This is a genomic window from Acidovorax sp. Q11 (assembly GCF_054950075.1).
On sequence record NZ_JBUDZG010000018.1, the window covers coordinates 1 to 21,978 of the forward strand.

Here is a 21,978-nt window from a genome sequence, read left to right on the forward strand (position 1 = left end):
GTTCGTGCTCGAAACGTTGCCATTCGCCTTGGGTCTCGTTGTCCGCTGGCGCGATCAGCCCATGGCGGTGCAACAGGTCCGTGACCGTGCTGGGGGCCGGCACCTGCTCATGGCCCAGATCCTGCAGCCGTCGGCAGATCTTGCGCGCGCCCCAGGCTGGGTGTTGCCTGCGCAGCTCCAGCGCGGCCGATTGCAAAACCTCTGCGGTCTGGCGGGGGCTGTGCAGCGGACGGTGTGAGCGCTCGGTGAAAGCTTTCTCGCCTTCGCTCACAAAACGCTTGAGCAGCGCGTAGCCCGCCTTGGGAGAAATGCCGAAGCGACGACACAGCTCACGCCGGTTGGCGCCTTCCTGCAGTGCCAGTTGCACAAACTCTCGTTTGGTGGTCATGAGATCTCTCGGTTGCCAGGGCATAGGTTTCTCCTGGGCAGGGTTTGCCAAGGAGAAGTGTTTCCTATGTCTCCGCACACCCGTTACCCATGTGTCCGGTCCATACAGCCGAAGCAAAAGAAAGTTACTCGCATGCCGGGCGACTCCCGGCTCCCGCACTCAACACGGGCATGCAGTAGCCACCGCCAAAACAAGCTTCGACAGGCTCAACCCAAACGGACGGGGCGAGAACGAACTATAAAAACAATAGCTGCCAGCGCTTTGTGTAGAAGCGCCAGCAGCCAAAAAACCCTCAGAACCAACGACTCAAACCGCGCTGAAGTCAGGACGGCGCTTCTCCATAAACGCCGAGAACGCTTCCCGCGCTGCCGGCTCGCGCAACATGCGCCCAAAGCTCTCGCCCTCTTCCGCCATCACCTCCAGCACCTTCGCCGTCTGCCCACCCTTCATCAACCGCTTGGTTTCGATGAGCGACGACAACGGCTTGGCAGCCAGCTTCTTCGCCTGCGCCTGTGCGACGCCATTGCACTCGGTGGGCGGCACCACACGATTCACCAGCCCCACTTCCAACGCGGCCTCGGCCATGAACGGCTCGCCCAGCAGCAGCGCTTCCGCAGCGCGGTGGTACCCCAGCATCTGCGGCACCAGCAGGCTCGATGCGGCCTCGGGGCACAGGCCCAGATTGACGAAGGGCATAGAGAACGCCGCGTTGTCGCCCGCATAGACCAGGTCGCAATGGAACAGCATGGTTGTGCCGATGCCCACAGCCGGGCCGCAGACCGAGGCGATCACGGGCTTGGGGAAGGTGGCGATGCCGCGCAGAAAACGGAACACGGGCGAGTCCTGCGTGGCAGGCGGCTGCTGCAGGAAGTCGCCAATGTCATTGCCCGCGCTGAAGATCGCCACGTCGCCCTGGAACACCACCACACGCACGCTGGCATCCGCCTTGGCGGCGTCGAGCGCATCAGCCATGGCGGCGTACATGCCGCGCGTGATGGAATTCTTCTTGTCCACGCGGTTGAAGGTGATGGTGGTCACGCCTGCTTCGGTGTGGGCAAGGATGTCTTGGGTGGCTTCGGTCATGGTGGTAAGGGTTCCGGGGGCTGGTGGATGGAGGAAAGAGTGCACGTGCAGAGCAACGGGCCGACTTCCTATTCCTTGTAGTAAACGATCTGATGGCTGGTGGCCAGCATGGTGCCAGCCTCATTCCACAGCTGCACGGTCTGGTCAAAGAATCCGTTGCGGAACTCCTGCCCGCGCGCCTGGCCGAGCAGGAAGCCCGTGCCCGTGGCCTGCAGTTGCTCTGCCGTGGCGTGAAAGTACACGGTGATGGACACCGTGCCCGCAGGCACCTGGCGCGCACGGCGCAGCCACACGCGGGGGAAGAACACATCGGCCAATGCGGACAGCGCGATAAAGTCGAGCGACCGGGGCGGCGCATCGCGCATCCACAACTGCGTAAGGCTGTGGTCGCCGCTGCCGTCCCAGGTGCGCGGGATGAAGCCGGCAATGGGGCGCATCTCATACCGGTTGAGCCACTCGACTGCGCCCGGGGGCGCCACGATGGCCTTGTGCTCTGCGGGCGGAGGCACCTCGGGCATGGGCACATCGCCCACACTCCAGGTCTCACGGCGCACCGCCGTGACGGCCGTGGCGGTGGTGGTGACCACCTGCGCGCCGTCAGCACCGGCCTGCAGGATCGACAGCGTCCAGTGCTGGGTAGAGCGGTTGGTGCGCACGGGCGTTGCCTGCACGGTGAACGCACCGGCTGTCAGTGCGCCCGCGTAGTTGACGGTGAGCGACAACGGGTCGCCGAGCCGGTCAGGGTGCTGCAGGATGGCCCGTAGCAGCGTGGCGGCGGTGATGCCACCAAACGGGCCCACCATGTTCCAGTAGCCGGGGTGGGTCTGCCCTTCGTACTGGCCTGCGGTAGCCGATGGCGAAGACGCCAGTTGCAGCGCTTCGTCCAGGGGGTGATGGCGTGAGGATGAAGTCGTCATGATGCTGCGAGTGTGCCGCCAAATGAGCGATCAGGCCGTCGTCCCGGTGACTTCAGGGGACACACCGCCCAGGCCCACCAGCACAGCCGCCGCACGCGGCCACAGGCTCTGGCGAAACTGGTCGCGAAAGAACCCGAAGTGCCCGATGCGCCGCACCTGCAGGTCGGCCGGCGTGATGCTCTCGACGCGGCGCTCGGTGTTGGCGTACAGATTCACCAGGTTGTGTGTGCCGCGCAAGGTCATCAGCTCATCGTCGGCCATCGACAGCGCCACCACAGGGAAACGCACCGCGCCATAACTCTGCGCCACCGCAGGCCCCTCGGCGCCCACGCTGTAGGCCGGGTCCAGACACCAGCGCCGCCACTGCAGGATCACCCCCGCAGGCAGATCGCCCACCTTCTTGAGCGTGCGCCCCGGAAAGTACCCGCACAGCCGCGTGGCCAGCGGCACCAGCACCAACCAGAAATACGGAACGATGCGCTTGAGCTGCGGCGCGTTGTCACGCCAGTAGCCACTGCCTGCGGCCACGCTGAGCAGGCCCGCCACCTGTTCGGGCTTCTTGAGCAGCCCTGGCAATTGCGCGCCCAGGCTGTGGCCCAGCAAGTACAGCGGCAGCGACGGCAGCGCGGCCTTGGCAGCAGAGATCACCGCCTCGTAGTCCTGTGCCCAGTCAAACAGATCCGCCTTCACATCACGCATGGCGCCCTGCAGCGAGTCGCCGTGGCCCCGGTAGTCGAAGGTGGTGACCCGAAACCCCTGCTGCGCCATCCACAGCGCAAAGGCCTCGTAATACGACTGCCGCACCCCCATCGCGCCGCCGATGACAACGCTGGCGCGTGGCGCGCCCTCGGGTTCGTAGACACGCAGTGCCAATGACACTGCCCCGTTCACCTGCAAGGTTTGCTTGTTCATGTCTGTCTCCTTGTGTCGAAACCGATCTGCGTCGGCTTGAAAAGAAAACTATCGCTGAGGGCAGAACCCTGGCTTCGACAAGCTCAGCCCGAGCGGTTTGAGTGGGAGCGATTCAAGCCTTACCCCGACCGTTCCCCTGCCTTAACACCCCACCCTCCAGGGCGTAGCGAGCGGGATCAGCTGCTAGGCGGACGGAGCACAGGAACCGGAACGTACTTCCTGTACGTGAGGATTCCGAGCACCGCCCAACGACGCAGATGGCCCGCGCAGTAGCCAGCTAACTCACAAAGCTTCGATGATGCCGGCGGCACCTTGGCCGGTACCTACGCACATCGTGACCATGCCGTACTTCAGCTTGTGCCGACGCAGCGCATGCACCACCGTCGCCGCACGGATGGCACCGGTAGCGCCCAGCGGGTGCCCCAACGCAATCGCGCCGCCCATGGGGTTCACGTTCGCAGGGTTCAGCCCCAGCGTATTGATGACGGCCAGCGACTGGGCCGCAAACGCTTCGTTCAGCTCATACCAGCCGATGTCATCGCTCTTGAGACCCGCATAACGCAGGGCTGCAGGAATCGCCTCGATAGGGCCAATGCCCATGATCTCGGGCGGCACGCCCCGGGCGGCGTAGCTCACAAAACGCGCGAGGGGCGTCAGGCCAAACTGCTTCACCGCCTTTTCGCTGGCCACGATGAGGGCACCGGCACCGTCGCTGGTCTGCGAGCTGTTACCCGCCGTGACGCTGCCGCGCGCCGCAAACACGGGCTTGAGCTTGGCCAGGCCTTCCAGGGACGTGTCGGGGCGAGGGCCTTCGTCCAGACTCACGGTGCGGCGCTTTTCCACCACTTCGCCGGTAGCGAGGTTGGGCGACCGTTCCACGATTTCGAAGGGCGTGATTTCGTCGCTGAACTCACCGGCCTTTTGTGCCTTGATGGCGCGCAGGTGGGATTCGAGGGCGAACGCGTCTTGCGCTTCGCGGCTCACCTTCCACTGCTGGGCCACCTTTTCGGCGGTCAGGCCCATGCCATAGGCGATGCCCACGTTTTCGTCCTTGGCAAAAATCTCGGCGTTGAACGAGGGCTTGTTGCCGCCCATGGGCACCAGGCTCATGGACTCGGCGCCGCCGGCGATCAGCACGTCAGCCTCGCCCACGCGGATGCGGTCGGCGGCCATCTGCAGCGCGGTGATGCCCGATGCGCAGAAGCGGTTCACCGTCACGCCGCCCACGGGGTGGTCGAACGCCAGGCCCACGGCGATGCGGGCCATGTTCATGCCCTGCTCGCCTTCAGGGAAAGAGCAGCCAATGATGGCGTCTTCAATCGCCTTGGGGTCCAGCGTGGGCACCTGCAGCATGGCGCTCTTGATGGCAGCGACCAGCAGGTCGTCGGGGCGGGTGTTCTTGAAATAACCGCGGCCCGAGCGCCCAATGGGCGTGCGCGTGGCGGCGACGATGTAGGCGTCCTGGACTTGTTTTTGAGCCATGGTGAAACTCCTTCAATTCTTGGGGGGGCGGCTGGACGGAACCCAGGCCCACGTAAATACACATTCGACCGGCTCCACACCGGCTTCGTCGGTCACGGTGACTGTCACCTGCACCTCGCCTTTGTCACTGGCCCGCATGGCGGCGCGCTGCTCGGCGGTGAGTGTGGCCACGGCCTTGAGGCCGCCCGTGGCGCGCTTCTTGAACGCCATGCTCAGCTCCTTGGCCAGCGGCAGGCAGTCGTCGCGCACGTTCATGCCCACGGCCATGCCGGTGGCCGTTTCGGCCAGCAGGTTCATGGCCGAGGCGTGCACACCACCAATGTGGTTTTGCACACGGTGCTCGTTGGCAAGATGCACTTCGACCCGCTCAGGCGTGAGCGACACGAACTTCACCCCGGCCGTACCGGTGAAGGGCACAGCCCGGCGCAGGATGATGTTCTGCACGAACCCGCGCATGAAGGCGGGGGCCTCGTCCAGGCGCATCAGCGAGCGCTGCAATTTGTTGGGGGCGTGTTCGCTCATGTCGGTCTACCGGTTATCCATCGACGTCCGGATCAGTTGCGAACCGGCTTGCCGGTGGACAACATGCCCAGGATGCGCTCATGCGTCTTGGACTGGGCGATCAGGTGGCAGAACACCTTGCGCTCCAGCGTGAGCAGGTATTCCTCGCTCACCATCGAGCCAGCATCCACATCGCCGCCACAGACCACCTCGGCGATCATGGCGCCGATCTTGAAGTCGTAGGCGCTGACGAAGCCGCCGTCGCGCATGTTCACCAGCTGGGCCTTGATGGTGGCCAGACCGCTGCGGCCCGCCACGGGGAACAGGCGCTTGTGCGGTGCACGCCATCCGCTCGCAGCCATGGACTTGGCTTCGTTGATGGCCACGAACAGCAGCTCGTCCTTGTGGGGCACGATGATGTCGCTGTCCAGCAGGAAGCCCAGCTTGCGCGATTCGATGGCGCTGGTACCCACCTTGGCCATGGCGGCGGCGGTGAAGCCTTCGGTCAGGAAGGGCAGGATGTCCTTGGATGTGGAAGCTGCCATGTTCTCGGCCGCACGGCGGGCGATGTAGGTCAGGCCACCGGCGCCGGGCACCAGGCCCACACCCACTTCGACCAGGCCGATGTAGCTTTCCATGTGGGCCACACGCTTGGCCGAATACACGGCCAGTTCGCAGCCACCGCCCAGCGCCATGCCATGGATGGCTGCAACGACAGGCACCTGCGCATAGCGGATGCGCATCATCAGGTTCTGCAGTTCCTGCTCGATGCTTTCCACCGCATCGGCACCGCCGACCATGAACGCGGGCATCGTGGCTTCCAGGTCCGCACCCACGCTGAAAGGCGCGTCGCCGGACCAGATCACCATGCCCTGGTACTCGGCCTCGGCCAGTTCCAGCGCTTCCATCAGCGCTTCCATCACTTCGGGGCTGATGGCGTGCATCTTGTTCTTGATGCTGGCGATGAGCACCTGGCCGTCCAGCGTCCAGGTGCGCAGGGCTTTCGATTCAGCAATGGTGGTGCCAGCGGTGCGCCAGTCGGGCAGGCTGGTTTCGCCCAGCAGGGCCTCGGGGAAGATCTGGCGCTCGTACACGGGCAGCTGGCGGCGGGGCACAAACTTGTTCTGCGATGCACTCCACGAGCCTTGCGCGGTGTGCACGCCACCGGCGTCGGCCACGGGGCCCTTGAAGACCCACTCGGGCAGCGGTGCCTTGCACAGCGCCTTGCCAGCGTCGATGTCCTCCTGGATCATCTTCGCGACTTCGAGCCAACCGGCTTCCTGCCACAGCTCGAAGGGGCCCTGCTTCATGCCAAAGCCCCAGCGCATGGCCTGGTCCACATCGCGGGCGTTGTCGGCGATGGTGCCCAAGTGCACGGCAGCGTAGTGGAAGCTGTTGCGCAGGATGGCCCAGAGGAACTGGCCGGGCGCGCCTTCGGCGTTGCGCAGCAGGCGCAGGCGTTCGGCGGCGGGCTTCTTGAGCATGCGGGCATACACCTCGTCGGCCTTCTGGCCGGCGGGCACGTACTCTTCGCTTTCCAGCTCGAAGCGCATCACATCGCGGCCGACCTTCTTGAAGAAGCCTGCCTTGGTCTTCTGGCCCAGGTTACCCAGCTCCAGCAGCTTTTTCAGCACGGCGGGCGTGCCAAAGCTTTCGTAGAACGGGTCCGTCTCAATGCTCAGGTTGTCCTGCAGCGTCTTGATGACGTGGGCCATGGTGTCCAGGCCCACCACGTCGGCGGTGCGGAAGGTACCGCTCGATGCACGGCCGAGCTTCTTGCCTGTGAGGTCGTCCACCACGTCGTAGGTCAGGCCGAAGTTCTCGACTTCCTTCATCGTGGCCAGCATGCCGGCGATGCCCACGCGGTTGGCGACGAAGTTGGGCGTGTCGTGCGCGCGCACCACGCCTTTGCCCAGGCCGCTGGTGACAAAGGCTTCGAGCTGGTCGAGCACTTCAGGCTGGGTGGTGGGGGTGTTGATCAGCTCCACCAGCGTCATGTAGCGCGGGGGGTTGAAGAAGTGGATGCCGCAGAAGCGTGGCTTGATGCTCTCAGGCAGCACTTCGGACAGCTTGGTGATCGACAGGCCCGAGGTGTTGGACGCCAGGATGGCGTGCTTGGCCACGTGGGGAGCAATCTTGGTGTACAGGTCGAGCTTCCAGTCCATGCGCTCGGCAATGGCCTCGATCACGAGGTCGCATTCCTTGAGCAGGTGCATGTGCTCTTCGTAGTTGGCCTGCTGGATCAGCGCCGCGTCGTCGGCCACGCCCAGGGGGGAGGGCTTGAGCTTCTTCAGGCCTTCGACAGCCTTGGTGACGATGCCGTTCTTGGGACCTTCCTTGGCGGGCAGGTCGAACAGCACCACGGGCACCTTCACGTTGACGAGGTGGGCGGCAATCTGCGCGCCCATCACGCCTGCGCCGAGCACGGCGACTTTCTTCACTTGGAATCGGGACATGGGTTGGGTTCCTGGTTGGGGCGTTGCGCAACACCGCAGGGGTCGCACAAGGCCACGGGAATGGGGTTTACTGGACGCGGATCCAGGTTTGCGTGCGGCCGAACGGGCCGATCGAGCCCCGCACTTCGAGCTTCTTTCCGCCCTCGACGGGGGTCATGCGCAGGGCGTAGTTGCGGCCGTTCTCGGGGTCGAGAATCTTGCCGCCTTCCCACACCTCCTTGCCGTCAGCCTTCTTGGCACCCCGGATGATCTCCAGGCCCAGGATGGGCTTGCCCTTGCGGTCATCCGAGCATTCGTCGCAGACCTCGTCGGGCTTGGCGTCTTTGGACAGGCGCTTTTCCAGCGCCCCGTTCAGCACGCCGCCGCCGATGTCGCGGATGCGGATTTCGGCCTTGGCTTCGCCGGTCTTGTCGTCGATGTTGCGCCACAAGCCTTCGGGCGTGAGCTGTGCCCAGGCAGGCACTGCAGACGCTACAAAAACAATAGCTGCTACCGCTTTATACATAGGCGCTCCGTGCCAAAAAAGCTTGAAATCCGCAGGTCTACCGATCAGGCCAGGGCCAGATCCGTGTCCATCAGCACCTTGCTGCCAGCACGGGCCGTGCGCATCAGCGTGACGGTTTCGGGGAACAGCTTGGCAAAGTAGAAGCGCGCCGTCTGCAGCTTGGCGCCGTAGAACGGGTCGGTGTTGCCCGCGGCGATCTCGCGCAGGGCGACCTGGGCCATGCGGGCGAACAGATAGCCGAACACCAGGTGGCCGGCCACGCGCAGGTAATCCACCGCAGCAGCGCCCACTTCGTCGGGGTTTTGCATGCCCTTGAAGCCGATCTCGGTGGTGAACTTGGTCATCTGGTCGCCCAGCATGGCCACCGGGTTGATGAACTCGGCCATCTTCTCGTTCACGCCTTCTTCTTCCACCAGCTTGCCGATCAGCTTGCCCAGCTTCTTGAGCGTGGCGCCGTTGTTGCCCAGGATCTTGCGGCCCAACAGGTCCAGCGACTGGATGGTGTTGGTGCCTTCGTAGATCATGTTGATGCGGTTGTCGCGCACGTACTGCTCCATGCCCCACTCCTTGATGAAGCCGTGGCCGCCGAAGACCTGCATGCAGGCGTTGGTGGAGATGTGGCCGTTGTCGGTGATGAAGGCCTTCACGATGGGGGTGAGCAGCGCCACCATCTCTTCGGATTCGGCACGCACCTTTTCATCGGGGTGGCTGTGCACCTTGTCCAGCAGCAGCGTGCAGAAGATCTGCAGCGCGCGGCCACCTTCGGCGTAGGCCTTGGCGGTGAGCAACATCTTGCGCACGTCGGGGTGCACGATGATGGGATCGGCGTCCTTGTCCTTGGCCTTCACGCCCGACAGGCTGCGCATCTGGATGCGGTCCTTGGCGTAGGCCAGCGCGTTCTGGTAAGCCACTTCTGTCAGGCCCAGCGACTGGTTGCCCACACCCAGGCGGGCGGCGTTCATCATCACGAACATGGCGGCCAAGCCCTTGTTGGGCTGGCCCACCATGGTGCCGATGGCGCCGTCGATGGCGATCTGCGCGGTGGCGTTGCCGTGGATGCCCATCTTGTGCTCCAGGCCCGTGCAGAAGATGGGGTTGCGCTCGCCCAGCGAACCGTCGGCCTTCACATTGAACTTGGGAACCACGAACAGGCTGATACCCTTGCTGCCCTTGGGCGCATCGGGCAAGCGGGCCAGCACCAGGTGCACGATGTTGGCGGTCATGTCGTGCTCGCCGGCGCTGATGAAGATCTTGTTGCCGGTGATCTTGTAGGTGCCGTCGGCCTGCGGCTCGGCCTTGGTGCGCAGCAGGCCCAGGTCGGTGCCGCAGTGGGGTTCGGTCAGGCACATGGTGCCGGTCCACTCACCGCTGGTCAGCTTGGGCAGGTACAGGGCCTTTTGCTCTTCGGTGCCGTGGGCGTGCAGGGCTTCGTACGCGCCGTGCGACAGGCCGGGGTACATGGTCCAGGCCTGGTTGGCCGAGTTCATCATTTCGTACAGGCACTGGTTCAGTACGAAGGGCAGGCCCTGGCCGCCGTAGGCGGGGTCGCACGACAGCGCAGCCCAGCCGCCTTCGACGTACTTGGCGTAGGCGTCCTTGAAGCCCGACGGGGGCTTGACTTCGTGCGTGGCCTTGTCGAGCACACAGCCTTCGGTGTCGCCGCTGATGTTCAGCGGAAAGGTCACCTCGGCGGCGAACTTGCCGGCTTCTTCGAGCACGGCGTTGATGGTGTCCACATCCACCTCGGCGTGGGGCGGCATGGCCTTGAATTCATCGCTGACCTTGAGCACTTCGTGCATTACGAATTGCATGTCGCGCAGGGGCGGCGTGTACATAGGCATGGGGTTTACTCCTTGGAGGTGGTGGTTTGGTTGGAAACTTTGCGGCGCTTGGCAGCAGCAGCGGGGGCGGCTTCTGCGGTGGCGCCAGGTTTTGTGGCGCTGTAGCGCGCCAGGATGTTGTGAAAGCCCTGCACCGCCCGGCCCATGGAGCCGGGGGTTTGCAGGAAGCGCGCTTCATAGTGCAGCGCGAGGATCAGGCCGTGGATCTCGAACAGCATCTGCTCGGCATTGGTGTCTGCGCGCAGCTCGTCCAAAACCTTGCACTGCTCGATGGCACGGCGCATGGCCGCGTGCCAGGTCAGCACCGAGCTGGCCAGCGCATCGCGCACGGGGCCGGTGCGGTCGTCAAATTCGACGGCGCCGCTGATGTAAATGCAGCCCGAGTCGATTTCGATGGAGGTGCGCTTCATCCAGTTGTCGAACAGGGCCGAAAGGCGCCCCACGCCACGCGGGGCGGACATGGCGGGGTAGAACACCTCCTGCTCGAAGCGGGTGTGGTACTCACGGATGACGGAAATCTGCAGTTCTTCGCGCGAGCCAAAATGGGCAAATACGCCCGACTTGCTCATGCCCGTGACATCGGCCAGCGCGCCAATGGACAGGCCTTCGAGCCCGATGTGCGTGGCCAGGCCCAGCGCCGCCTCGACAATGGCCGCCTTGGTTTGCTGGCCCTTTTGCAGAGCGCGGCCGGTGCTGCTGCGGGCACGCGGGCTGCGGCTGGCCTGGCTGGATTCGGAGGTGGCGGGCATGCTTGCAAATAAAACGAACGTTCGTTCTATTCTGCAGCAATTTCAGGGCATGACCAAAACCCCTGGAAAAAATAGGGAGGGGCACCCAAACGCGCGTTGCGGCGGTACCACCGCGCGGCAGGCCACCCTGCCCTGCCACTCCCGGCCTCAGCCCGCAGCGGCGGGCCAGGGCAAGAAGTGCTCTACAAGATCAGCGCCAGGCTGGCATCCAGGTGTTCCGACGGCAGGCGCTTGAAACCCGAGCGGGCATAGCGCTGCAACCGCCCCAGCGCAAACGCCGTGAGCACGCTGGCCGCCACCTGCGCATCCACCGTAGGCGTGGCCGATGCCGCCGTGGCAGGGCGCAGGCACTGGCGCAGCGTGGATTCGATGCGGTCAAAAAACTGGTTCATGCGCTGCTGCAGGCGCTCGTGCTCAAACACCAGGGCGTCGCCCACCATCACGCGCACCATGCCAGGGTTGCGCTCGCCAAACTGCAGCAACAGCGCCACGATGCGCGCAGCCTGCCGGGCTCCCACCTCGGCCGACTGCGCCGGGTCGGGCACCCCACCTCCGGCATCGCGGCCCGTGATCTGCGCCACCAGGGTGAACACGGTCTGTTCGATGAAGTCGATCAGACCCTCGAACATCTGCGCCTTGCTCGCGAAGTGGCGGTACAGCGCCGCCTCGCTCACGGACAGGCGCGCCGCCAGAGCGGCGGTGGTGATGCGCTCCGCACCCGGCTGCTCCAGCATGGCGGCCAGCGCCTGCAGGATCTGCACACGGCGCTCGCCCGGCTTGGGCCGCTTGCGTGCGGCGAGGGCATCCCCTGCGTCGTCGGTGGACGCGGGCTCGGGCTGGGGCGAGAGTTCGGACATGCGAGACAGGGGCTCCGGTAAGGCCTGGCGCCCAGCACCTGCCAGCAAGGCATGCGCAGGAGCGGCGAGGCAGGAAGAATCGTCACGGCTGGTGCAGTCATCGGCACTGGAAGGCTGGGCACCAGCACCAGGGGTGCGCTGTCGCCCCACCTGTTTGCACAAGTCAATCGTGTATGGAAATGATTCTCGCACAGCCCTCCGGGGCCCGGTGGCCCCGCCTTGCGAGGGTGGCTACAGGGGGAACACGACCGTCACCAGCAGCCCGCGCCCCTGCGGGCCAGCACCCAGCGTGAGCGCTGCACGGTGCACACGCGCGATCTCGTCCGCAATGGCCAGCCCCAGGCCCGTGCCCTCGCCGCCCGCACCCGGCACGCGGTAGAAGCGTTGCAGCACCCGGGTGCGTTCGGCCTCGGGAACGCCAGGACCGTCATCCTCCACCTCAACATAGGCACGCGGTGGGCCACTGCGGCCCTGGCGCAGTCCGCAGCGAATGGTGACGACGCCACCCGGTGGCGTGTATTTGATGGCGTTGTCCACCAGGTTGGACAGCAACTCGCGCAGCAGCCAGCCATGGCCGGTGACATGCACCAGTTGCACGTCCAGCCCCAGGTCCAGTCCCTTGCCGGTGGCCGCGTCCAGAAAGTTCTCCAGCAGGGATTCGCACAGGTCCTTCAGGTCCACCCGCTGTGGCGGCTGGGCATCAAGGCTGCGCGCATCGGCACGGGACAGCGCCAGCAGCTGGTGCGCCAACTGCGAGGTGCGGCGCGTGGCGTTGCGCAGCTTCTCGATCTGGTCAACTCCTAAAACGATAGCACCCTGCGCCCTATCCTCGCGCGCAAACGGCATTTTTCGATCAAAATCTGGGAACGAAACCTGCGGTGGAGCTGCCGCCTTGGCCATCATGGCCCAGGCTTCGACCTGCGCTTGCAACCCCGCCAGCGGCGTGCGCAGCTGGTGAGCAGCGTCGGCCACAAACCGGCGCTGCCCTTCGGCCTGGGCATTGACCAGGGCAAACAGGCGATTGAGCGAATGCACCAGCGGGCGCACCTCGTCGGGCGAGGCGGCTTCGTCGATAGGACTCAGGTCGCGCGGTGAGCGGCGCTCCACCGCCTCGGCCAGCCCCACCAGGGGCTTGAAGGCCTGCCGCACCGCCCAATGGATCGCAAAACCGGCCGCCAGCAGCAGCACCAGATTGGGCAACAACACCCTGAGCAGCAGCTGCTGGGCCCATTTCTGGCGCGGGTCGGAGCCATCGGCCAGCGCCACCACCAGCTCGCCCGCGCCCGTGCGGCCGCGCTGCACGGCCACCCGGTAGGTCACGCCGCCAAACTCCACGCTGTGGAACTCGGGGGCCTGCGTGGTGGGCACCGCCCCATGCACCCAATCGTCCCCCAGCAACAGCCGCCCCGAGGTGTCGCGCACGCTGTAGGCAGAAAACCCCACGTTCTGGCGCAAGAACTCCTCGATCGGCGGAGCCAGCAGCAGCAAGGGCGAAGCGTTGTCTCGAAACGGCGGCGCCAGTACTGAATCGGCCAGCGCGGGCAGCAGGCGCACCAGGCGCTGGTCGTGCTGGACGGCCGCCTCGTCGGCCGAACGGTAGTCCAGCCAGACCCCCACCAGTGCCAGCGCACACAAGGGCAGCACCAGCATCAGCAGCAGCCGGGTCCGCAGGTCGGACGTCATGGCGCGCAAACCGGGCCGCTTGGGGGAAGGGTTCCGAAGCAGCATGGCGGGCGGTGGAGAAGAGGAAACTGGGGCCGTTGCCCCGTCAGGGATTCTGAAGTTCCAGCCGGTAGCCGAACCCCCGGATCGACCGCAACGCCACGCCATGGGGCTCCAGCTTGCCGCGCAGGCGGGAGACATAGACCTCGACCGCGTTGGGAGTGATCTCCTTGTCCCAGCCCGTCAAGGCCTGCAAAAGCTTGTCTTTGCTGGCGGGTTTGGGGGCGTTGATGAGCAGGTACTCCAGCACCGTCCACTCGCGCGGACCCAGCTCGATCACTTGCTCACTCCCGTCGCTGCGGATGCTTGCACGGCGACCGGCGGTGTCCAGCTCCAGCGGGCCAAAGCTCAGCACCGCCGTGGTGGCGGCCTGCGAGCGGCGCAGCAGGGCCCGCAGGCGGGCCAGCAGCTCGGGCAACTCAAAGGGCTTGACCATGTAGTCGTCCGCGCCCAGGTCCAGCCCCTGAACCCGATCATGCAAGGCGTCGCGCGCTGTGAGGATGAGCACCGGCATGGCGGGGCTGGCCATGTCCGGGCGCCGAAGGCGGCGCGTCAGCTCCAGGCCATCCATGGCCGGTAGGCCAATGTCGATGATGGCCGCATCGAAGGACTCGGTGCGCAGCACCTCTTCGGCACGCTCACCGCTGCCGACCCAGTCAACGGCATAACCCGCATCGGTCAGCCCCAGCTTGATGCCGCTGGCCACCATCACATCGTCTTCGACCAAGAGCAAGCGCATGGCAGGCCGCAGAAGTATCAAAAAGAAGTGCCGGAGATCAGTGCGACCGGATCATCGTGCCGTAGGCCTGCTCGGTCAGGATCTCCAGCAGCATGGCATGCGGCACCCGGCCATCGATGATGTGCACGGCATTGACACCGGCCTTGGCGGCATCCAGCGCCCCGGCGATCTTGGGCAGCATGCCGCCGGAGATCGTGCCATCGGCAAACAGTTCGTCAATGCGGCGAGCCGTCAGGTCGGTCAGCAGGTTGCCCGCCTTGTCCAGCACGCCCGGGGTGTTGGTGAGCAGCACCAGCTTCTCGGCCTTGAGCACCTCGGCCAGCTTGCTGGCCACCACATCGGCGTTGATGTTGTAGCTCTCGTTGTTCTCGCCAAAACCGATGGGGCTGATGACGGGGATGAAAGCGTCGTCCTGCAGCGCCTTCACCACGCTCGGGTCGATGGAGACGATATCGCCCACCTGGCCCACGTCGTGCTCGATGGCGGGGTTCTTGTTGTCCACCATCTTGAGCTTCTGCGCACGGATCATGCCGCCGTCGCGCCCCGTCAGACCCACGGCCTTGCCGCCGGCCTGGTTGATCAGGCCCACGATGTCCTGCTGCACCTCGCCGGCCAGCACCCACTCGACCACTTCCATGGTCTCAGCATCGGTCACGCGCATGCCCTGGATGAACTCGCCCTTCTTGCCCAGGCGGTTCAGGGCCGTTTCGATCTGCGGGCCACCGCCATGCACCACCACGGGGTTCATGCCTACCAGCTTGAGCAGCACCACGTCTTCGGCAAAGTCCGCCTGCAGGGCGGGGTCGGTCATGGCATTGCCGCCGTACTTGATGACCATGGTCTTGCCATGGAACTTGCGGATGTAAGGCAGCGCCTGGGCCAGGATTTCAGCCTTGTCGCGGGGGGCAATCGAAAGAAGGTCGGTCATGGGGGCGTGCCATCCGGAAGAAGAAAAATTGAGGCTCAAATTGTGCCCCAAGAATCTGAGGGGGCTTACGGAGCCGGCCTGATGCCATACAGGGTCCCCGGTCCACTTCTCCCCAGCAACACAAAGTGTGAAGAGTATTGCGCCTCATCGAAAGGAAACTTGCCGGAATGGATCAAGACCAAGCGCACGCCTAAATCCTGCATGATCTTCTGAGTCTCTAGTGGCGGACGCATCCGACACGCGGGGCTGCAGTCCGCGATACGCGGAAAAGCAGCCCGCCCAAACCAGTCGCCAATAAGTTGCCCTCTGTAGTAAAAAAAAGCGTTCTCATAGCCCATGTTGAGCACGCGCTCCCCATACTGTGGAGCGATCTCTTCAGCCCTGTGCAGCAGCGCGATTTCAACAAATCCCTCGCGTTGCGTCGAAAGAGGGCCGCGCCCATACCACTGCATCCACGACGAGTAAGCGAGATAGACAGCACAGGCAAGTGCAAGCATCCAAAAAAAGCGCATCACCATGTAAGTCGGTGCACGCCCCACAGTTGATGAAGTAGCCAACAGCACCAAGCTCCTCACCAGCGCCATGCACAACAGTGCCGCAAGCGGCAAGACGGGAACAAGATATCTGTCTACCTGGCTAATCCAAAACCAGAACAAAACATTGGTCCACACGACAAAACCAATAACAAACCAAAATCGTCGATTGTCCCTTGTCAGCAGGAATGGCAAACCGAAAGCGGCGTAGAGATAAGGTACATGCGCATGCCAGATACCAGGCAAAAAGTTCACCCATTGCTTGGCTAGACCGTGCGTAGCTTGCTCTGCCACCTGCAGCGCAAGATCCTGCTCAGTCCATAAGTAGTACCCAAATATCGAGGCCCCGGCGGGATGAATGGGATCACCGGTCGCCCAATAGCTACGGACATACCAAAACACCGCCACCATCCCGCAGGGCACACCGAACGCCAACACGCTCCCCGCAGCCCGCTTCCCCGGCCCCCATATCAAGGACACTAGCAACACGGCGGACACCAAGGCCCCTGCCACCACCAGCCCATGAAATTTGATGCCGCCTGCGAAACCAGCACACAGTCCAGCCAGCGTCAACCAAGCACCATGCTCCTGCGCGCTTGACCGTGCCCAAATGGCGACGCCCAAAACAGCCGCCATGCAGAACAACGCCAACCCCGCATCCACATAGGCAAACCCCAGAGAATGCCCCAAGGCGGGCGTACGGATGTACAAAGCCCAAGCGAATATCCCCCATGCGGCGTGACCGAAAATCCACCGAGAGGCCCCCATCAACCCCAGCAGAGTCACCGCCGCGGGCCATGTCGCTAGCCACTGCGCCAGCCACACGTCCACCAGCAGTCCCCCGGCGAACAACAGGTGCATAAAAGCGGGAAAATATGGGAACCGCAGCCACTCATTGGCCACCAGCGACTGATGCTCAACAATCGAGCGGGCCAACGGTAAATGGTAGGACGTATCGTCCCATGCCCCCGGAAAGCGCCACGAAACCGCCACCGACAGCAGCACTGCACACGCCAAAGCGCACCACTCAGGGAGGGTTACCAACGCATGGTCGTTCACCCGCACTGTTTTGATCGCAGACCCGCGATACCGCAAAACAGCAGCAAAGCCAAAGGTCACCCCCACCATCATGGCAATCCCTGGCCAATGGAACAAACCACAGACCGCCAACAGTAACAAGAGCAACATGGCGCCGCCCATGCCCAGCACTTGCTGGAAAAACAACGCCAACAAACCCATCGGTATCTGGCCGCAGTCTTGAGTCAAACAGCGAGTGTCGTTCCGAGCCCCCGTCCAGAGCACTTGCCACAAACTCCAGCCAAGTGTTTGAAAGACGCCGATCCAAACCAGCGCCGCAAAGCCGGACCAGACAGGCGAGACCCCAAACAGCATCAACCCTGAATCCACCCGGGCACCTTGAAGCGCACGATGGCCAAATAAGCCACAACGTAAGAAACCACAAACAAGGCCGTAAATACGACAAGAAGCACGGTGTTCTGCCATGCCAGCACCGCCGGCACCACCGTCAACATGGTGAAAGCCCACAGATAGGGCGAAGTGCGATTGTTACGACTCAGCATGCGCCGGGATATATCGTCATCAAAAACACCACGCACAATGCGCCGATAAATTAGCTGGTGAAAATGCAATGCATCCGCCACGCCAGGGGAAACCCCGCGCACCAGTTTTCTATAGATAGAAAAAACCGTCTCCCACACAGGGTAGATAAGCAGAAGAACAGGAAACCAGGGCGAAACGGCCGGATTGCGCTGCACCAGGGAAATACTGGCGATCGCAATCACCACGCCCCATACGTACGCCCCACCATCACCGGCAAAAAGCAAGCCGCGCGGATAGTTCCACACTAGGAAGCCCATCGTGGCGCCCGCTGTGGCCGCAACCAGCACCGCCAAACTGCGGTCCCCCACCTGTAATGCCACATGAACCAACGCCAGGCAAACCGCCAGCGCTACAGCGCCCGCAAGGCCGTTGTAGCCATCGATGATGTTGAAGGCATGAGGCAGCCCCGTCACAGCCAACAACGCGATACCACAACCAAACCAAGGCGCTGACGCCATCCAGCCATCCAGCCAAGACAAATCCAACCGGGGTACGCTCAGGCCCAAAAGCGTCAACGCCAAAACCCCCGTCAATCCGGTGAGTGCCAGGCGCCAGCGCACAGTCAGACGCTGCGTCGCGTCCTCTGCCATACCGCCCAATACCGCAGGCATCAAAGCCGCCATCCAAAGCCCCACCCAAGGCCCCAAGCGCAGAGAAGCAGGATCCCCAAAAAACATGGACTGTGCCACCCCCATGCCCCAGCCGATCGCTACTCCCGCCAATAGAGCCAATCCGCCAAGACGGGGAACATGCCCAGCGTGAAACCGTTGGGGCATGTGATGGCCATAGGTGCGCGTGTGGGCATGCCCCCAGCGGACAACGGCACCAGCTACGAGCGCCGAAATCAAAAAGGCTACGAGAGAAATCAAAATCATGGCACGCCGATCCTATCGGCCTGCGCCAGCCGATATGTAAGGGTTCTTCAACACGGCGCGGCGTCAACCTGCCAAGCAAAGCCCTCTATTGTGGCAGGAACCGAGCGTCAAAGCCCCCGTAGCTGAAGCCCAAAAAAGCGCCGTCATAATCCTTGCATGACCCAAAGCAATGAGGAACTGCACTTTTATCTTCGGCAAATTCGGCCGGACGAGCAAACTTCGCTATCGGTTTTGGCCTCTTTGGTCCCCATGGACGGCAAAGTGCTGGATCTTGGCTGTGGAAGTGGCGCGCTGGGCCAGTACCTTAGCACTGAGCGCGGCTGTACCTGTGACGGAGTAACACTCAGCCGCGCAGAAGCCGAGCATGCACACCCCCACTACCGCAAGGTCGAGGTGGCAGATCTGGACACAGTCAACCTGCCTCAGCTTTTCACGGGCCAGCAATATGACGCCATTGTTTGCGCCGACGTTCTAGAGCACCTGCGCAACCCCGAGCGAATCCTTCAAGCATGCCGCGCACTGCTCTCGCCAAAGGGGCGGCTCCTGATTTCAGTGCCCAATGCCGCCTATGCTGGCCTGACATTGGATCTGATGCATGGCGAGTTCCGCTACCGCGCCGAAGGCTTGTTGGACAAAACCCACCTAAGGTTCTTCACGCGGCGCTCCCTGCATCGCTTTTTGCAAGAGAACGGCTGGTCGATCGATACCCTCCAGGCGATTCGGCGCGAGCTATGGGATTCAGAATTTGAACGAACGCCAGACAGCCTGCCCCCCGCAGTCGCCCGCTATTTGCTCTCGCTGCCCGACGCATTGAGCTACCAATTCATTGGCGTTGTGCGCCCTGCTGCCAGCGCCGAGACTGCACAGCGCCCAAGCGACGAGCAAGCCCCACACGACGAGCATGCGACATTCACAGCACAAATGTACTGGGGCGAAAACGGCCAGTACGACGAAGCGCGCAAACTTGTTGTCAGCGGTCATATCGGCATGCCGCGCCAAACGCTGCGTTTTGAACTACCGCCCCATGCAAGCGGCAACCCGAGCCTGCGGCTTGACCCTGCCGACCGCCCCGGCTTCCTGCACCTGCATAGCCTGCATCTACGGCAGGCTGATGGAACGGTTTGCTGGCAGTGGAGGGCGGACGAACCTCGAGCCCTACCGCTGAATGACCAACCCCACCACCAGATCTGCTGGGCCCCACCTCTTGCCACAGCACCTGGCACCTCGCTGCTTCTACTCACAGGCAATGACCCCTGGTTTGCCCCCCCCATTCCAACCCAAGTATTGGCGCAGTGCCTGCAAACGCCTGGCTGCGCGCTTGAGATGGAAATCGGCTGGCCCATGTCAGCCGACTATCTAGCGCTCGCCCATCGCACCCACGAATTGCAAACGCAGTCAGCGCACGCGGAGCATGCGTTGGCCCGATTGCAGCAAGCGCACCGGCAAGCCTCAGCGGAACTGGCCCAGCTTGCACATTTGGTTCCACTGTCACACGAACACGCTCAGTTGCAGCAGTTGCACCATCAGCTCAATCTTCAGATGGAGCAAGCGCAAGCGCACGTGCGCGGATTGGAAAACTCTCGCGTTTTTCGCCTCACCCGGCCCATCGCGCGACTCAAGCACAAAGCAGCCCGCCTGCTCAAGGGCAACACTGAGCCAGCCGTCCCCCCCCTCCACCCACCAGAGGCCACCACAGACCCCAGCCCGAGCATTCCGGCTCCTGCGCCAGAAACGCCCTCCCCGAGCGCCCCAGCTGCGGCATCCTCGACAACCCCTGTCGTCACCCCACCAGCTGCGATCGTAGACATCATCATCCCGGTATACCGAGGAGTGACTGACACCCAGCGCTGCCTCGAGTCGGTGCTGCACAGCACGTTCAAAACCCCTGCGCGCATCATCGTCATCAACGACGCCAGCCCAGACACCGAACTGACCCAATGGCTGCACGACCAAGCCCAGCGCGAACCTCGCATCACGCTGCTGGAAAACGCCACAAACCTGGGTTTCGTGCAAACCGTCAACCGTGGCATGGCTTTGGCGCTTGACCACGATGTTCTGCTACTCAACAGCGACACGGAAGTCGCTGGCAACTGGCTGGACCGTCTGCGCGAAGCCGCCTACCGCCAGCCGGACATCGGCACAGCCACCCCTCTGTCCAACAACGCGACCATCTGCAGCTACCCGCGTTTCTGCGAAAACAACGCACTACCGCCAGGCCACGATACCGCGTCGATGGATGCATTGTGCGCAGCCACCCACGCCAGCCTTGGCGTAGACATTCCGACAGCCGTTGGCTTTTGCATGTACATCCGCCGCGACTGCCTAGACCAGACAGGGCTTTTTGATGCGCAGCGCTTCGGTGCCGGCTATGGGGAAGAAAACGATTTCTGCATCCGCGCCACAGGCCACGGATGGCGCCACGTACTGGCCATGGCCACCTACGTGCGCCACGTGGGTGGCGTTAGTTTTGGCACATCCAAAAGCCCCCGAGAAGCCGCTGCACAGGCCATCCTGCACCAACTGCACCCCACCTACGAGACCACCATCCAGGCCCACGTGGCCGCAGACCCGGCACGCCTATACCGCGAAGCGCTCGATGTTGCACGGCTGAAAAGCAGCACCCTGCCACGCATTCTGGCCGTGCTCCATGGCATTGGCGGTGGCACCCGCCGGCATGTGCACGAGCTGTCCACGCACTTCGAAGGCCGCGCCATATGCCTCACGCTAACCCCCTTGGCCGACCACCGCATTCGGCTCGAATGGGACGATGCGAAGGAGTCCTTTGCACGCGACTATCACGGCCTGCAACAGGCAGATGAATTGGTCGATTTGCTACGCCAAGTTGGCATTGGCCAGATCCACTACCACCACCTCCTGGGCGTCAATCCCGACCTGATGCGGCTACCGGAGCAACTCGGCGTAGCCTATGACTTCACTGCACACGACTACTACAACGCATGCCCACAAATTGCCCTCGTAGACCCTGCGCAGTCGTATTGCGGCGAACAAGGCATTGAGCAGTGCATCAATTGCCTGCAAGGCCGCCCCGCACCCACTGGCGAAACCATCCAGGACTGGCGCCTGCGCCACAGAATTTTTCTGAACAATGCCCGCACCGTGTTAGCCCCCAGCCGCGATGCAGCACAACGCTTGGCAGGTTACTTTCCCACGGCCAATGTCCGCCACGCGCCACACCTTGACATTACCCCGCGCACACCCCTACCCAGCCCAGCGCCACGCAGCCTGCATCCATCCAGCAATTTGCGCGTCTTTGTGGTTGGTGCCATCAACCAGATCAAGGGCGCCAACACCCTGGAAGCCGCCGCACAAGAGGCAGCACGCATTCAAGCACCCATTGAGTTCCATCTACTGGGGTACGCCCACCGCCCCCTGCAACTGCAGCCCCATTCCAGCCTGAGTGTGCACGGCGCCTACGACGACGCCGACCTGCCTCACCTGCTAAGACGCCTGCAGCCTGACCTGATCTGGTTCCCCGCCCGCTGGCCCGAGACCTACAGCTACACACTAAGCGCCTGCCTCCAGTCAGGCGCACCCGTCATCGCAACCAACCTGGGCGCCTTCCCAGAGCGGCTCGCTGGTCGCGCCTGGAGCTGGATCCAACCCTGGGACACCGCGCCCGGGGATTGGCTGTCGTTCATGCTTGAGCTACGGCAGCGGCACTATGTGCAAGGCGTTCCACCCACGCCCGCCCCGGGCATGCACATTCAGACCGCCGACGATCATCTGCCCGCCTGGTCATATGACACGGACTACCTCACCAACCCGCTGTCGGCACCCGCCCAACCCTAGTTCGCGCCCGGCTTTGGAAACCAGAGCCCGCGCCTACGCTTTCCTACTTTCGACAGATAC

17 protein-coding genes are annotated in these 21,978 nt (G+C 63.5%); 1 reads left to right on the forward strand and 16 read right to left on the reverse strand.

Going from position 1 to position 21,978, the window contains the following annotated elements; genetic code table 11:
* From ACYZGB_RS14665 to ACYZGB_RS14740, 16 genes are all read right to left on the reverse strand, one after another.
* The coding region (locus tag ACYZGB_RS14665; RefSeq protein WP_462389266.1) for a helix-turn-helix domain-containing protein at positions 1-412 on the reverse strand (412 nt) is incomplete at its 3' end.
* Between the two features lie 282 nt (positions 413-694).
* Positions 695-1,471, reverse strand: coding sequence for an enoyl-CoA hydratase (locus ACYZGB_RS14670; RefSeq protein WP_462389268.1), 777 nt, complete (start codon positions 1,469-1,471; stop codon positions 695-697).
* 68 nt (positions 1,472-1,539) lie between these two features.
* Entirely contained in the window at positions 1,540-2,388 is an 849-nt protein-coding gene (locus ACYZGB_RS14675; RefSeq protein ID WP_462389270.1) for an acyl-CoA thioesterase, read from the reverse strand.
* Between the two features lie 30 nt (positions 2,389-2,418).
* The gene (locus ACYZGB_RS14680) at positions 2,419-3,300 is read right to left on the reverse strand and encodes an alpha/beta hydrolase family protein (RefSeq protein WP_462389271.1); all 882 of its coding nucleotides are present in this window, start codon (positions 3,298-3,300) and stop codon (positions 2,419-2,421) included.
* Positions 3,301-3,582: 282 nt separating this feature from the next.
* Positions 3,583-4,782 carry an acetyl-CoA C-acyltransferase gene (locus ACYZGB_RS14685; protein WP_116748882.1) on the reverse strand — a complete coding sequence of 400 codons (1,200 nt, stop codon included), beginning with the start codon at positions 4,780-4,782 and terminating at the stop codon, positions 3,583-3,585.
* Between the two features lie 12 nt (positions 4,783-4,794).
* Entirely contained in the window at positions 4,795-5,304 is a 510-nt protein-coding gene (locus tag ACYZGB_RS14690; RefSeq protein WP_462389272.1) for a DUF4442 domain-containing protein, read from the reverse strand.
* Positions 5,305-5,336: 32 nt separating this feature from the next.
* Positions 5,337-7,739 (reverse strand): 3-hydroxyacyl-CoA dehydrogenase/enoyl-CoA hydratase family protein, encoded by a 2,403-nt coding sequence (locus tag ACYZGB_RS14695; protein ID WP_462389273.1) that lies wholly within the window; start codon positions 7,737-7,739, stop codon positions 5,337-5,339.
* Between the two features lie 67 nt (positions 7,740-7,806).
* Positions 7,807-8,244, reverse strand: coding sequence for a DUF2147 domain-containing protein (locus tag ACYZGB_RS14700; RefSeq protein WP_462389275.1), 438 nt, complete (start codon positions 8,242-8,244; stop codon positions 7,807-7,809).
* A gap of 44 nt (positions 8,245-8,288) precedes the next feature.
* Positions 8,289-10,085, reverse strand: a complete 1,797-nt coding sequence (locus ACYZGB_RS14705; RefSeq protein ID WP_462389276.1) for an acyl-CoA dehydrogenase C-terminal domain-containing protein — start codon at positions 10,083-10,085, stop codon at positions 8,289-8,291.
* Positions 10,086-10,090: 5 nt separating this feature from the next.
* Entirely contained in the window at positions 10,091-10,834 is a 744-nt protein-coding gene (locus ACYZGB_RS14710) for a TetR/AcrR family transcriptional regulator (RefSeq protein WP_462389277.1), read from the reverse strand.
* Positions 10,835-11,016: 182 nt separating this feature from the next.
* Complete coding sequence (gene slmA, locus ACYZGB_RS14715) at positions 11,017-11,691, reverse strand: nucleoid occlusion factor SlmA (RefSeq protein WP_462389279.1); 675 nt, start codon at positions 11,689-11,691, stop codon at positions 11,017-11,019.
* A gap of 231 nt (positions 11,692-11,922) precedes the next feature.
* The gene (locus tag ACYZGB_RS14720; protein WP_462389281.1) at positions 11,923-13,374 is read right to left on the reverse strand and encodes an ATP-binding protein; all 1,452 of its coding nucleotides are present in this window, start codon (positions 13,372-13,374) and stop codon (positions 11,923-11,925) included.
* Between the two features lie 85 nt (positions 13,375-13,459).
* A complete protein-coding gene (locus ACYZGB_RS14725) occupies positions 13,460-14,152 on the reverse strand; it encodes a response regulator transcription factor (RefSeq protein WP_462389282.1) in 693 nt (230 codons plus the stop codon).
* Between the two features lie 37 nt (positions 14,153-14,189).
* On the reverse strand, positions 14,190-15,080 hold the full coding sequence (gene argB / locus ACYZGB_RS14730) for an acetylglutamate kinase (protein ID WP_094288851.1): 891 nt from the start codon (positions 15,078-15,080) through the stop codon (positions 14,190-14,192).
* Positions 15,081-15,145: 65 nt separating this feature from the next.
* On the reverse strand, positions 15,146-17,005 hold the full coding sequence (locus tag ACYZGB_RS14735; protein ID WP_462389283.1) for a hypothetical protein: 1,860 nt from the start codon (positions 17,003-17,005) through the stop codon (positions 15,146-15,148).
* A complete protein-coding gene (locus tag ACYZGB_RS14740; RefSeq protein ID WP_462389284.1) occupies positions 17,005-18,108 on the reverse strand; it encodes a glycosyltransferase family 4 protein in 1,104 nt (367 codons plus the stop codon). The genes ACYZGB_RS14735 and ACYZGB_RS14740 overlap by 1 nt, the downstream gene beginning before the upstream one ends.
* A 156-nt stretch (positions 18,109-18,264) precedes the next feature.
* Between ACYZGB_RS14740 and ACYZGB_RS14745 the strand changes: the two genes are divergently transcribed.
* Positions 18,265-21,918 (forward strand): methyltransferase domain-containing protein, encoded by a 3,654-nt coding sequence (locus ACYZGB_RS14745; protein ID WP_462389285.1) that lies wholly within the window; start codon positions 18,265-18,267, stop codon positions 21,916-21,918.
* The last annotated feature ends 60 nt before the right edge of the window (positions 21,919-21,978 follow it).